Raw genomic sequence first — 12,522 nt, 5'->3', positions numbered from 1 at the left:
GTCCGATCGTCGTTGGCAGATGCACCGCCCTTACGTTACGAGCAAGAATGCCAGATGACGCTCAACCGATCGAACGACAAGTTCTGATCTCAGTCATAAAGGCATTTGATATATGCATCGGCATTTCGCGCGCGGCGCTGGATGAGCGAGGCGAGCTGGCTGAGCCCGCGCCCCGGCTTGCTGGCCACGCGATCGATCGGGTTTGGCAGCGATACCGCGAGAAGGGCTGCCTGACGCCCCGTAAGCTTGGAAGCCGGCACCTTGAAATGATAGCGCGCCGCCGCCTCTATGCCGTAGATGCCCGGGCCCCATTCGGCGACATTGAGATAGATCTCCATCATCCGCCGCTTCGACCAGACGGCGGAAGCGGAGACCGCCAGCGGCAGCTCCAGCGTCTTGCGCACGAAGGAACGGCTGTTCCACAGAAACAGGTTCTTCACCGTCTGCATCGGGATCGTGCTGCCGCCGCGTGTGGATTTGCCGCGCAATGTCTCCTGCGCGAGCATCCGCATCTCGCCCCAATCGACGCCGCCATGGAAACAGAATTGCCCGTCCTCGGAAACCATCACCGATTTCACCAGCACCGGCGCGATATTGTCGAGCGGAACCCAGCGGCGATCATATCCCTGGAAGGTCACGGCATCGCCCAGCATCAGCGTCGAGACCGGGTGGATGAATGGCAACAGATAAAGGACGATGAAAAGATAGGGCAGCAGGAACACGCCGATCAGGATCAGGACGATGCGCTGCCAAAGCGGACGGGCTCTGAAACGCGCCAAGAGGGAGGACCGTTGCGGCACCTCGCCTTCCTCCTCCTCATGATCAGTCGATATGTCCAATTGCCTGAGGTCCACGGTCGCTCCATCCCGGTGCATTCTCAATGCATCCGGGAAACGCTCTGATGCTGCACTCGTCATATCGTCTACGCAAAGCGATGACCAGAGTGCGACACGATTCCCCATATGGCTGTTGACAATTCTCGTTGCCAGCAACCGCCTCTCATGCCAAACAGCGGCCATGGACAGCACCCATTCCTCATTCGAGCACCGCCTCAAGGACAATGCCGGCAGGATCGAAACCCTGTTGAGCCAGCTTCTGGCCGATGTCAGCCTCGACGACGAAATCGTCCGCCCCAACAGGCTGCTGAGCGCAATGCGCCATGGCGTCCTGAATGGCGGCAAGCGGCTGAGGCCTTTTCTCGTCATGGAATCGGCAGCTCTCCTCGGCGGCAATGCCGAAGCCGCCCTCAGGGTGGGCGCCGCGCTCGAATGCGTGCATTGCTATTCGCTAGTTCATGACGACCTGCCGGCCATGGACGACGACGACCTGCGTCGCGGCCAGCCGACCGTGCATATCGCCTTCGACTATGCGACGGCGATCCTTGCCGGCGACAGCCTGTTGACCTACGCCTTCGACATCATCGCCGCACCCGAAACGGAACTGCCGCCCGAGCGGAAGATGGCGCTCGTTCTGGCCCTTTCGCGCGCAGCCGGCATCGGCGGCATGGCCGGCGGCCAGGCACTCGACCTCGCCGCAGAGAAAGAAACACCCGACGAATCCGGCATCACGACGCTGCAGGCGATGAAGACCGGCGCGCTCATCCGCTTTGCCTGCGAGGCCGGCGCCATCATCGCAGGTGCCTCGGCAGAAGACCGCAAACGCCTGCGGACTTTCGGCGAAAAGATCGGCCTTGCCTTCCAGCTTGCCGACGACCTGCTCGACCTGACGGCCGATGCCGCCACCATGGGCAAGGCGACGGGCAAGGATGCCGCCCGCGGCAAGGGGACACTCGTTGGCCTGCATGGCCAGGAATGGGCCGAGGCGACGCTGTCAAGGCTCGTCGCAGACGCCGCCGATCTGTTAGCCGGCTATGGAGGTAAGGCAGATGTCCTGATCGACACAGCCCGGTTCGTGGCGAACCGCAAGAGCTGATCCTCGCCGCACCCCAGCAGAAAAATTAACGCTCGTCACGAACCAGATCGTGGTCGAACAGGCTATTCGCGCAATCGGCGATCGCCACCCTGGCAGGCCGTGGCGAAAAACCGAGCATGCCGCGCGCCTTCTGCGAGGTGAGCTCGAATTTGCGGCCGATCAGCGGCGCAAGCGGCCGCAAATCCCTGAGGAACGGCGCGAGCAGCTTCACAAGGAAGATCGGCAGCCGCCGCGTCGGCGCCTTGGCACCACGGGCTCCCAAACCGTCACGCAGAGCCTTGGCGACCTCCTCCAGCCACAGAAATTCGCCCGCCGCAATGAAGCGCTGACCGGCAGCTGCCGGCGCCGTCATCGCGCGGACGTGCAGATCGGCGAGATCGCGCACATCGACCACCCAGAAGCCGAGCCGCGGCACGAATGCGGGCTTGCCGCGCAGCAGGTCGCGGATGATCCGCACTGAGCCCAGATTGCCGGCCGTGAGGATCGGGCCGAAGACAGCGCCGGGCAGGACCGTGGAAAATTCCGTCGCTCCGCCGTTGGCCTCCATGAACTCCCAGGCCTCCCGCTCCGCCAGGATCTTGGAAACGCGATAGGCATCGAACTGCGGATCGTACGGATCGGCCCACATCGTCTCGTCGCTGACAAGGTTCAGATGCAGCGGAGGACGAGCAGTTGCTGCCGCCGACGTCATCACCACCCGCTTGACGCCGGCATCCACCGCCGCCTTCAGCACGCGCAGCGTACCCTGCCGCGCCGGTGCGACGAAGGCCTGACGATCGCCAGCCGGTGCGCCGCTCAAGGGGGAGGCGACGTGCAGCACATAATCGCAGCCCGCCATCGCTTCCGCCCAGCCGCTATCGTCGAGAAGTTCGGCAACATGGAAGGACAGGTCGGTCGTATCCTTCGCGACTGAAGCAACTGCGGCCCGCACCGCTGGCTCCCTGGATAAGTCACGCACCGTCGTGCGCACACGATAACCGCGACCCAAAAGTTCGGCGATGCACCAACCGGCAACGAAACCGGTTCCGCCTGTCACAAGCACTGTTTCCTTCATCTGATCTCCAGAGCCTTAAAGGCATTTCATTGACCGTTTGTATACAGGCGTATACATTGAGAAACAACATAAGTCTACAACTGTATATTTGGAAATGTGATGGATAGATCAGAGCCCAATCCTCGCCCACGCAACGCGGCCGCAACCCGCACCGCCATCCTCGAATCGGCGCGGCTCGCCTTCATCAGGTCGGGCTACGAAGGAGCCGGCGTCCGCGAGATCGCCGAAGGGGCAGGCGTCACCGCCATGCTGATCAACCGCTACTTCGGCTCGAAGGAGGCGCTGTTTGCCGAGGTTCTCGAGCGGGCGAATGAAAATCCAATCATCGCCACGAGCGGCAATCTCAGCTCCCCCGACAGGGCGCGGCTGGTCGCCAGGATGTTGCTGGAGGTAACGGCCCCGGACGCGACGGCGCTCGACGGCTTCCTGATCATGCTGCGCTCGGCATCCAGCGATGCCGCCATTCGGATTGCTCGCGACGTGATCGAAAAGCACCATCAGCGCAATGTCACGATGGCGCTATCCGGCAAGGCAACGCCACAGCGCGCGGCGCTGCTGCTATCGCTGGTGGCCGGGGTGCAGATGATGCGGCAGATGATCGGCCTCACCGCCTTGAACGCGGAAGCATCCCCGGAACTACAGGCCATATTGGAGCCGATCGTCCGGCAGCTTATGGAAGCAGAAGACGTGGGCCGACCGGAATAGCGACGCGCCTTCGATCCATTCCGCCAGGGAATGTCACCATAACAAGAATCCATGCGTTGCCCGCGTGATTTCCCCTCGGTTTTGTGACAAATTCCGATACCGAATTGGTCCGTAGGCGCGGAATTGTCCGCGCCGGCCGACGCCCCCGGGAATTTCTCCATGCGCGAGACGCTTGCCTACCTGCCGCAGATCATGCCGGCCTATATTGCCTATATCATCGCCGTCGTTAGTCCCGGCCCTGCCATCATGGCGATCATCGGCACATCGATGACCCATGGCCGCAAGGCGGGCATGACCATTTCGCTCGGCATTTTCGGGGGATCGCTGACGTGGGCGATTGCCGCCGCCGCCGGCCTTGCCACGCTGCTGCAGACCTACGCGATGGCGCTGGAAGTTCTGAAGATCTTCGGCGGGCTCTATCTGCTCTATCTCGCCTACAAGGCATTTCGCGCCGTACGGGCGCATGGCGATGTGATGACGACCACCGCCGAAACAAGGGTACCGACCTTCAAGTCACTGGTCCTGCGCGGCTACGGCATCCACGTCACCAACCCGAAGGCGATCTTCGCATGGCTCGCCATTATCGCGCTCGGCATGCCGCAGGGCGCGCCCGCCTCCGTGGCGGTGCTGATCGTCGTCATCTGCTGCGCGACCGGCTTCCTGGCGTTCATGGGGTATGCGGTGCTGTTTTCGACGCCGCATGCGCTGAAGATCTATCGCAGCGCACGGCGCTGGATCGAAGGCGCCATGGCCGGCTTCTACTGCTTCGCCGGCATCAAGCTGCTGACGAGCAATATGTAGCGTTTTTCCCGGAAAAGTGTGCGGCGGTTTTCCGTCCGGAATGGCGTGAAAACAAACAGATCTTCTCGCTTTAGCGGAGGATCATTCCGCCGCGACGCTCTTCTGGCCGAAGCGCTTTTCGATATAGTCGGCAACCAGAGCTTCGAAGTCCGAGGCGATGTTCGGACCACGCAAGGTCATGGCCTTCTGGCCGTCGATGAAGACGGGGGCGGCCGGCGTTTCGCCGGTGCCGGGCAGCGAAATGCCGATATCGGCATGCTTGCTTTCGCCGGGGCCGTTGACGATGCAGCCCATGACGGCGACATTCAGTGCCTCGACGCCCGGATATTTCTCGCGCCACACCGGCATGTTCTTGCGGATATCGCTCTGGATGTTCTGCGCCAGTTCCTGGAAGACCGTCGATGTGGTGCGGCCGCAGCCGGGACAAGCCGCGACGACGGGGATGAACTGGCGGAAGCCCATAACCTGCAGCAGTTCCTGCGCCACCTGCACCTCGCGAGTACGGTCGCCATTCGGCTCCGGCGTCAGGGAAACGCGAACCGTGTCGCCGATGCCGTGCTGCAGCACATAGCCCATGGCGGCGGACGAGGCGACGATGCCCTTCGAGCCCATGCCGGCCTCGGTGAGGCCCAGATGCAGCGCATGGTCGGAGCGTTCCGACAGCATGGAATAGACGGCGATCAGATCCTGCACCTGGCTGACCTTAGCCGACAGGATGATACGGTTGCGCGGCAGGCCGATTTCCTCGGCGAGATCGGCCGAGATCAGCGCCGACTGAACGATCGTCTCGCGCGTTACCTGCCGGGCCGACAGCGGCGAGCCCTCGGCGGCGTTCTTGTCCATGAGCGCAGTCAGGAGATCCTGGTCGAGCGAGCCCCAGTTGACGCCGATGCGCACCGGCTTGTCGTAGCGGATCGCCATCTCGATGATCTCGGCGAACTGCTTGTCCTTCTTGTCCTTGAAGCCGACATTGCCGGGATTGATGCGGTATTTCGCCAGCGCCTCGGCGCAGGCCGGGTGATCGGCCAGCAGCTTGTGGCCGATATAATGGAAATCGCCGATCAGCGGCACATCCATGCCGAGCCGCAGCAGCCGCTCGCGGATCTTCGGCACGGCGGCAGCGCTTTCGTCACGGTCGACAGTGATGCGCACCAGCTCCGAACCGGCCTTGAACAGGGCCGCCACTTGCGCCACGGTCGAATCGACATCGGCGGTATCGGTATTGGTCATGGATTGCACGACCACGGGCGCGCCGCCACCGACAATCACGCCGCCAACATCGACAGCAACGGAGGAACGGCGTGGTTTGGGGTCGAAATCACTGGCAAATGACATGGAAAGCTCTCGCAGACCTTTGAAACAGGTGCCTTTCAGGTGGATCACGAAGCGGTCGTTGTCAACCGCTCCAGGTATCTCTTTTGATCGGGCTGAGCCAAGCCCCTACCGAGCAAAAGCGACGAAATTAATGCCTGCTCTCGCCGATGCCGTCAGCGTAGCGCGCCAGCGACGAGAAGGCCAGCACGACGAGCAGCAACACCGGCAGCGCCATCAGCACCGGCGAGAAGCCGATATGCTCGGCGGCAAAGCCAATGGCGGACGGCGCGACCAGCATGCCGGAATAGCCGAGCGTGGTGACGACGGAGATGCCGATGCCGGGCTGCAGGCCCGGAATGTTGCCGGCCGCGGAAAAGGCGATCGGCACCATGTTGGAAATGCCGATGCCACAGAGCGCGAAGCCGAGAATCGCAATCTCCGCGTTGGGCGCCAATGCAGCGGTCAGCATGCCGATGATGGCAAAGACGGTGCAGACACGCAGCGTCCTGATGGCGCCGAGCCAATCGCGCACGAAATCGCCGGCAAAGCGCATGGTCGCCATGGTGGCGGAGAAGGCGGCAAAGCCGAACCCCGAGAGAATGACCGATGCCCCCTTTTCCTGGCTGAGATAAAGCGCGCTCCAGTCGAGCACCGCCCCCTCCGGCACCATGCAGAACAGTGCGACCATGCCGAGCAGCCAGGGCAGCGGGATCATCGGCAGCCGCGCCTTCGGCTTTGCCTCGTCGGGATGCGGCTGATCGCCGAGCACCATCGGCCAGGCAACGACCAGGAACAGGATCGCCAGCACGGTGGACACTTCGGCATGGCCAAGAACGCCCCAGCGCGAGATCAGAAAGCCACCGATCGCCGACCCCAGCAAACCGCCAAGGCTCCAGAAGGCGTGGCAGGACGACATGATCGCCCGGCGCATGGATTTTTCGGCCGAGACGGCATTGGCATTCATCGCCACGTCCATGGCGCCGATGAAGCCGCCGAACAGGAAGAGCGCAATGGCGGCCGTCCACACGTTCGGGGCCAGCGTCAGTGCCAGAATCATCGGCAGCAGCAGCACACCGAAAGCCCTGACGACGACCCTTGAACCGCGCACGGCGATCTGGGCGCCGGCAAGCGGCATCATCACAAGCGAGCCAACGCCGAAGACGAGGATCATCAGGCCGAGTTCGAATTTCGTGAGGTGCAGCCGCTCGGCGAACTCCGGAATCTTCGGTGCCCAGCAGCCGACCATGAAGCCGTTCATCAAGAACAGCAGGGAGACGGCCGCGCGCGATTTCGTGAAGAATCCGCTCCTGCGCGCCTCAAGACCCTCCGATCTCGTCATATTATCCATAAAAAACCCTCCGGATCGGTGCCGCAGTCTATTTAAATCGATTGAAATCGCAATGATTGAAAACAGCCGACACAGTCACATTTCGTCTCCCTCTGTTAAAGCGGAGGCAAAGACGCCACAACCTCGAATAAATCATTCATATGTGCACGGCATTGGCAAAATGTCCTATTGACGGCGAAAAAGCAGGCTCCTATCCGTTGAGGCCTGAAAGATTCTTCAGTCGGCCCGAGTCGACAATCTTGTTGCCGGCCATCCCTTTGGTGCTTCCGTGAAAAACCCCATCAGCTATGGCATCCTGCTTACGGTGTTTGCCTACATGCTGTTCACTGCCCATGATTCGGCGGTGAAGCTGCTCGTCGCCTCCATCCCCGTCTGGCAGGTGCTGTTCATCCGAAGCTGCACCATTCTTGCCGGCTGCTTCGTCTTCGAAGGGCCGTCGCTGGTTCAGAAGGTGGTGCGCTCGCCGATCATCAAGCCGATGATCGTGCGCAGCATTATCATCCTGGTCGCCTGGATTTCCTATTATTCGGCCGCCTCCTATCTGCAGCTCGCAGAGGTGACGACGCTTTACTATGCTGCGCCGATCGTCGGCACCATTTTGGCGACCATCGTGCTACGCGAAAAGGTCACCTTCACACGCTGGATGGCGGTCGGTGTCGGCTTCTGCGGCGTGGTGATCGCCTCCAATCCGGTGGGGCTGTCGATCTCCTGGCCGGTCTATCTGGCGCTGCAGGCCGCCGTTCTCTGGGCAACCGGCATGGTGCTGCTGCGCAAGACGGCGCTGCATGAGAAGAGCCACATCCAGATGGCCGTCTCCAACATCATGTTTATCATCCTGACCGCCGGCATGGCGATTGCCCACTGGCAGACGCCGACGCTTTTCCAGGTCGTCCTGCTCGCCGCAACCGGCATCATCGCCGGCGCCGGCCAACTGGCGCTATTCGAGGGCATGCGCCAGGCACCCGTTTCGGTGCTGGCGCCGTTCGAATACACCTCGCTGGTCTGGGCCTTCCTGCTCGGCTACCTCATCTGGGGCGACATCCCCGGCGCCAACACCTTCATCGGTGCTATCTTGATCCTGAGCGCCGGGTTGATCATCATCGTGAGCGAGCGGATGAAAAGGCGTACGGCCGCGGCTTGAGGTCAAACGCGGACGGTTGCTGAACTCGCCAGCGTTTCGGTAAGTGTTGGCGATGTCGCTACCAGCCGCGGTTGGACACTATCAAGCGCTCCAGCGGCCGACATCGGCTATTTCATCCGTCAAAGCCCGACGCGTCGCATGTGTTCATCGGAATAGCGAGCACCTTTGATCCGAATGTCTGCCGTTTCGATTTCTCGGAGGTCCTCCGCAGACAATTCAACCGCCAGCGATCCTATATTTTCATCGAACCGCTCGAGCGTGCGCGTGCCAAATAGCGGAACAATCCAGCTCTTCTGTGCCAGCAACCATGCAAGCGCCACCTGAGCAGGTGTGGCACCGCGCCTCGCGCCGATCCCGCTGATCAGATTGATAAGCGTTTGATTGGCTTCACGAGCTTCCGGAGCGAAGCGCGGGATGCTGTTGCGCATGTCCGACCTATCCAGTTCCGTCGTGGTGCCAATCTTACCCGTCAGGAAACCTTTGCCCAACGGGCTGAACGGGACAAAACCTATGCCGAGCTCCTGAAGCAGGGGGATGATCTCCGCTTCGGGCTCACGGGTCCATAGGGAATACTCGCTCTGCAGCGCCGCGACAGGCTGCACCGCGTGAGCGCGTCGAATAGAGCCAGCACCGGCCTCCGAGAGGCCGAACCAACGGACCTTTCCTTCGGCAATCAAATCCCTGACGACGCCCGCGACATCTTCCATAGGCACCTCCGGATCGACACGATGCTGATAGAGGAGATCGATGTGATCTGTCCGCAGGCGCCTGAGACTTCCTTCGACGGCGCGGCGGATATGATCCGGCTTGCTGTTCACCCCACCATGATTGACGCCTGTGGCCGGATCGACATCCCACCCGAATTTTGTTGCGATCTTCACCTGCGCGCGGAGCGGTTCCAGCGCTTCCCCGACCATCTCTTCGTTCGTGAAGGGACCATAGACCTCCGCGGTGTCGAAGAAATCCATGCCGCGTTCCACGGCAGTGCGGATGAGCGAGATCATTTCGGCTCTATCCGGAAGTTCCCGCGCCTTTCCATAGCCCATGGCACCAAGCGACAGTGCCGAGACTTCAAGTCCTTGTCCGAGTTTGCGCTTTTGCATTTTTCCTTCTCCTGCTGTCGAAGGGCCACCAGCCGCTATGCAAACGGGTCGTAGCCAGGCTTCTTGTAGATCAGTTCGGCGCGATCCTGGATGTCGGGCACATAGACCCTCTCCACCCAGCTCGTGGCAACGAAGTCTTCGATCGCGACGGATACGGCATCCTCACCACATCCAAGCACTGAGTTCACTGCTCGGGTAAGTTCAACGGCCAGAGCGTCCTTCTGTTCACGGCTCCTGCCTGTAACCATTTTGACGATGAGATGCGGCATGATTGCTCCCTTCAATGCGTATGGTCGCGGCCCGCGCCCGCGAGCTGATCATCGACCCGAGGTAACGGTTCCCGGTGTATTTCGCCCGGTAGGCATCATCGATGCGGTCGCTGATCGCGCCATCGGCAACGGTTTCGAAGTTGACGCTGGCTGTCATCCCTGCCGCAGTGATCCGACCGGCTTTCTGCTTCAATGCGGCTTGATACCAACGCGAGGCTTGGCCGTTATAGGCGCGTACGAACAGCGCGCCGTCGACAGCAACCGACCAGATCCATGTCGGCGTGCCATAGGTCACACCATCCTCTCGAAATGGGGAGATGTGAAGGTCGTCAGATGCTGCAATGCGTTTCAGTTCGTCCTCTGACCATGCCATGTCTAGCGCTCCGCATATTGCCGGTCCGTAACATGCTCCATCCAGTCCACGGCACGACCGTCCAGAGACTCCTGAATGGCTATATGGGTCATGGCCATCGTCGGAGATGCCCCATGCCAGTGCTTCTCCCCGGGTGAGAACCAGACGACGTCCCCGGCCCGGATTTCCTGTATGTCGCCACCTTCTCGTTGGACGAGCCCGGATCCCGACAGGACCACCAGCGTTTGCCCGAGCGGATGTGTGTGCCACGCCGTTCGGGCACCCGGCTCGAACGTCACACTGGCAGCCGATACTCTTGCCGGCAGCGGCGCCGATGCCAGCATGTCAATGCGAACCGAACCGGTGAACCAGTCGGCCGGCCCCCTCGCTGAGGACTGCGACCCGATACGCTTGATGTCCATGAAACTCTCCTGTCACGACGAGAAGTGTCGCCTCCCGGAGAACATAAACCCTGCCATTTGTTTCGATTAGGCGCTAATATGAGATTGGACTTATATCGGAGATCAATAAATGCGACGCGAAGACCTTGGAGACCTCATGGCATTCCTCGCGGTTGCAGAGGAAAAAAGCTTCACCAAGGCCGCCGCTCGTCTCGGCACATCGCAATCCTCGCTCAGCCTCATCATTCGCAGGCTCGAAGAGCGGCTGGGCGTTCGCCTGTTGACACGAACAACCCGCAGTCTTGCGCCAACGATTGCAGGCGAACAATTGCTCTCGACGCTCAGCCCGGCATTCGGCAACATCGAAGCCCAACTATCGGCGTTGAGCGAGTTCAGGGAGAAGCCGGCCGGCAATTTCAGGATTACGGCCGGGCAGCACGCCATCGATACGCTTCTGTGGCCTAAGCTATCCAAGTTTCTGGTCGATTATCCGGATATCAAGGTCGAGCTCAACGCGGAATCTGCACTGACGGATATCGTCGCGGAGCGCTTTGACGCAGGAGTTAGGCTTGGCGATCAGGTCGAAAAAGACATGATCGCCATCCGCATCGGACCGATGGCTCGGATGATTGTCGTGGCCGCCCCGTCATGCTTCGACCATATGCCCATCCCGACCATGCCGCAGGAGCTAACAGCTTACCCCTGCATCAACATTCGGCTTCCAAGCTATGGCGGATTTTATGCGTGGGAATTTGAACGTGACGGGCACGAGCTGCGTGTGAGGGTTGATGGACAAGTGGCGTTCAATGGCGTGCCGCAATTGATAAATGCTGCGCTAGACGGTTACGGCCTTGCCTATGTCCATGAAGACGTCGTCAGGGAATATCTGGACGACGGCCGCCTTATCCAGGTTCTGGATGAATGGTCTCAGCCGTTTACCGGATATCACCTCTACTATCCTTCAAGGCGGCATCCCTCACCCGCCTTCACGCTGTTGGTGGAGACGTTGAAGTTTCGCCCTTGAAGAGCGAGGGAGGCAGGCTCTGACCGAAGGCACCGGCAATGCGCGAGTATGTCAAAGCAAACGCCTAAAAACGTTGCCTTGCCTCGCCCAGAAATCACCACCCCCATCCCTTTGAGAAAAATATTCGCAATTGCCCTTTTATCTTGCAGTTTTCTACGCTTCCGCGATGCAATTTTTCTGCGATGTATGCCACATTGATTGAAACCGCTCTCCAGAAACGGAAGAAAACGATGAACTGGTTGAAGACTGTTGCCGCTGCCGCCCTCGTACAGGCAGCGCTCCTCGTGCCCGCCCATGCCGGCGACAACCTCAAGGCGATCCAGGCCGCCGGTGTGCTGAAGGTCGGCACGGAAGGCACCTATGCGCCATTCACCTTTCATGACGAGAGCGGCAAGCTCACCGGCTTCGATATCGAGATCGCCGAAGCCATCGCTTCCAAGCTCGGCGTCAAGGCGCAGTTCCTGGAAGGCAAGTGGGACGGCCTGATCGCCGGCCTCGATGCCAACCGCTACGACACCGTCATCAACGAAGTCGGCATCACCGATGCCCGCAAGCAGAAGTATGATTTCTCCGATCCCTACATCGCTTCCAAGGCCGTGCTGATCGTCAAGGACAGCAACACCGACATCAAGGATTTCCCCGATCTGAAGGGCAAGAAGGCCGCACAGTCGCTGACCAGCAACTTCGGCAAGCTCGCCACCCAGTCCGGCGCCGAACTCGTCGGCACCGATGGCTTTGACCAGTCGATCCAGCTCGTTCTGACCGGCCGCGCCGATGCCACGATCAACGACAGCCTCTCCTTCCTCGACTTCAAGAAGCACAAGCCCGACGCGCCGGTGAAGATCGTCGCCCAGCAGGCCAATGCCGATTATTCCGGCGCCATCATCCGCAAGGGCGAGCCGGAACTGCAGGCCGCCATCAACAAGGCGCTGGCCGATATCAAGGCCGACGGCACCTATGAAAAGATCTCCAAGAAATACTTCGGACAGGACGTTTCGAAGTAAGGGAATAGGCAGAGCCGTGAAATTGTGAAAAAGATGCGTCCGGGGACATCTCCGGACGCATTCTCTTATGGAAA

14 protein-coding genes are annotated in these 12,522 nt (G+C 60.7%); 6 read left to right on the top strand and 8 right to left on the bottom strand.

The annotated features are described in order from the left end of the window. Positions 1 to 89 precede the first annotated feature (89 nt). Positions 90 to 875, bottom strand: a complete 786-nt coding sequence (gene mtgA, locus A6U86_RS09850; protein ID WP_244509861.1) for a monofunctional biosynthetic peptidoglycan transglycosylase — start codon at positions 873 to 875, stop codon at positions 90 to 92. Between the two features lie 142 nt (positions 876 to 1,017). Here mtgA and A6U86_RS09845 point away from each other — a divergent pair, with 142 nt between their 5' ends. Beyond that, positions 1,018 to 1,932: a polyprenyl synthetase family protein gene (locus A6U86_RS09845; protein ID WP_068389857.1), complete on the top strand. Its 915-nt coding sequence runs from the start codon at positions 1,018 to 1,020 to the stop codon at positions 1,930 to 1,932. 25 nt (positions 1,933 to 1,957) lie between these two features. Here A6U86_RS09845 and A6U86_RS09840 read toward each other — a convergent pair whose 3' ends face one another. Continuing rightward, the gene (locus A6U86_RS09840; RefSeq protein WP_068389854.1) at positions 1,958 to 2,986 is read right to left on the bottom strand and encodes an NAD-dependent epimerase/dehydratase family protein; all 1,029 of its coding nucleotides are present in this window, start codon (positions 2,984 to 2,986) and stop codon (positions 1,958 to 1,960) included. A 99-nt stretch (positions 2,987 to 3,085) separates the two neighbouring features. On the opposite strand from A6U86_RS09840, the gene A6U86_RS09835 reads away from it, so the two are divergent. Both A6U86_RS09835 and A6U86_RS09830 read left to right on the top strand, forming a co-directional pair. Next, positions 3,086 to 3,691, top strand: coding sequence for a TetR/AcrR family transcriptional regulator (locus tag A6U86_RS09835; RefSeq protein WP_068389851.1), 606 nt, complete (start codon positions 3,086 to 3,088; stop codon positions 3,689 to 3,691). A gap of 159 nt (positions 3,692 to 3,850) precedes the next feature. Beyond that, complete coding sequence (locus tag A6U86_RS09830; protein ID WP_068389848.1) at positions 3,851 to 4,492, top strand: LysE family translocator; 642 nt, start codon at positions 3,851 to 3,853, stop codon at positions 4,490 to 4,492. 81 nt (positions 4,493 to 4,573) lie between these two features. On the opposite strand, the gene ispG is transcribed toward A6U86_RS09830, so the two are convergent. Together ispG and A6U86_RS09820 are read right to left on the bottom strand one after the other, a co-directional pair. After that, complete coding sequence (gene ispG, locus A6U86_RS09825; protein WP_068389845.1) at positions 4,574 to 5,827, bottom strand: flavodoxin-dependent (E)-4-hydroxy-3-methylbut-2-enyl-diphosphate synthase; 1,254 nt, start codon at positions 5,825 to 5,827, stop codon at positions 4,574 to 4,576. 127 nt (positions 5,828 to 5,954) lie between these two features. Continuing rightward, positions 5,955 to 7,154 carry an MFS transporter gene (locus tag A6U86_RS09820; RefSeq protein ID WP_068389842.1) on the bottom strand — a complete coding sequence of 400 codons (1,200 nt, stop codon included), beginning with the start codon at positions 7,152 to 7,154 and terminating at the stop codon, positions 5,955 to 5,957. Positions 7,155 to 7,422: 268 nt separating this feature from the next. On the opposite strand from A6U86_RS09820, the gene A6U86_RS09815 reads away from it, so the two are divergent. Continuing rightward, positions 7,423 to 8,295, top strand: coding sequence for a DMT family transporter (locus A6U86_RS09815; RefSeq protein ID WP_068389838.1), 873 nt, complete (start codon positions 7,423 to 7,425; stop codon positions 8,293 to 8,295). A gap of 119 nt (positions 8,296 to 8,414) precedes the next feature. Here A6U86_RS09815 and A6U86_RS09810 read toward each other — a convergent pair whose 3' ends face one another. From A6U86_RS09810 to A6U86_RS09795, 4 genes are read right to left on the bottom strand one after another with little or no spacing between them, the layout of a single operon-like run. Next, positions 8,415 to 9,398 carry an aldo/keto reductase gene (locus tag A6U86_RS09810; RefSeq protein WP_068389835.1) on the bottom strand — a complete coding sequence of 328 codons (984 nt, stop codon included), beginning with the start codon at positions 9,396 to 9,398 and terminating at the stop codon, positions 8,415 to 8,417. A gap of 35 nt (positions 9,399 to 9,433) precedes the next feature. Next, positions 9,434 to 9,646 (bottom strand): tautomerase family protein, encoded by a 213-nt coding sequence (locus tag A6U86_RS09805; protein ID WP_244509860.1) that lies wholly within the window; start codon positions 9,644 to 9,646, stop codon positions 9,434 to 9,436. Further along, positions 9,624 to 10,040 (bottom strand): DUF2255 family protein, encoded by a 417-nt coding sequence (locus tag A6U86_RS09800; RefSeq protein ID WP_068389830.1) that lies wholly within the window; start codon positions 10,038 to 10,040, stop codon positions 9,624 to 9,626. Before A6U86_RS09800 ends, A6U86_RS09805 begins: the two co-directional genes overlap by 23 nt. 2 nt (positions 10,041 to 10,042) lie before the next feature. After that, the gene (locus A6U86_RS09795) at positions 10,043 to 10,441 is read right to left on the bottom strand and encodes a cupin domain-containing protein (protein WP_068389828.1); all 399 of its coding nucleotides are present in this window, start codon (positions 10,439 to 10,441) and stop codon (positions 10,043 to 10,045) included. A 109-nt stretch (positions 10,442 to 10,550) separates the two neighbouring features. Here A6U86_RS09795 and A6U86_RS09790 point away from each other — a divergent pair, with 109 nt between their 5' ends. Both A6U86_RS09790 and A6U86_RS09785 read left to right on the top strand, forming a co-directional pair. Further along, positions 10,551 to 11,444 (top strand): LysR family transcriptional regulator, encoded by an 894-nt coding sequence (locus A6U86_RS09790; RefSeq protein ID WP_068389825.1) that lies wholly within the window; start codon positions 10,551 to 10,553, stop codon positions 11,442 to 11,444. 230 nt (positions 11,445 to 11,674) lie between these two features. Beyond that, positions 11,675 to 12,448 carry an amino acid ABC transporter substrate-binding protein gene (locus A6U86_RS09785; protein ID WP_068390113.1) on the top strand — a complete coding sequence of 258 codons (774 nt, stop codon included), beginning with the start codon at positions 11,675 to 11,677 and terminating at the stop codon, positions 12,446 to 12,448. Positions 12,449 to 12,522 lie beyond the last annotated feature (74 nt).

It is taken from the genome of Rhizobium sp. AC27/96 (assembly GCF_001692325.1).
In the GTDB taxonomy this organism is placed as follows: domain Bacteria; phylum Pseudomonadota; class Alphaproteobacteria; order Rhizobiales; family Rhizobiaceae; genus Rhizobium.
The sequence above is the reverse complement of the archived record's forward strand: the minus strand, read 5'-3'. Positions and strand labels throughout refer to the sequence as shown.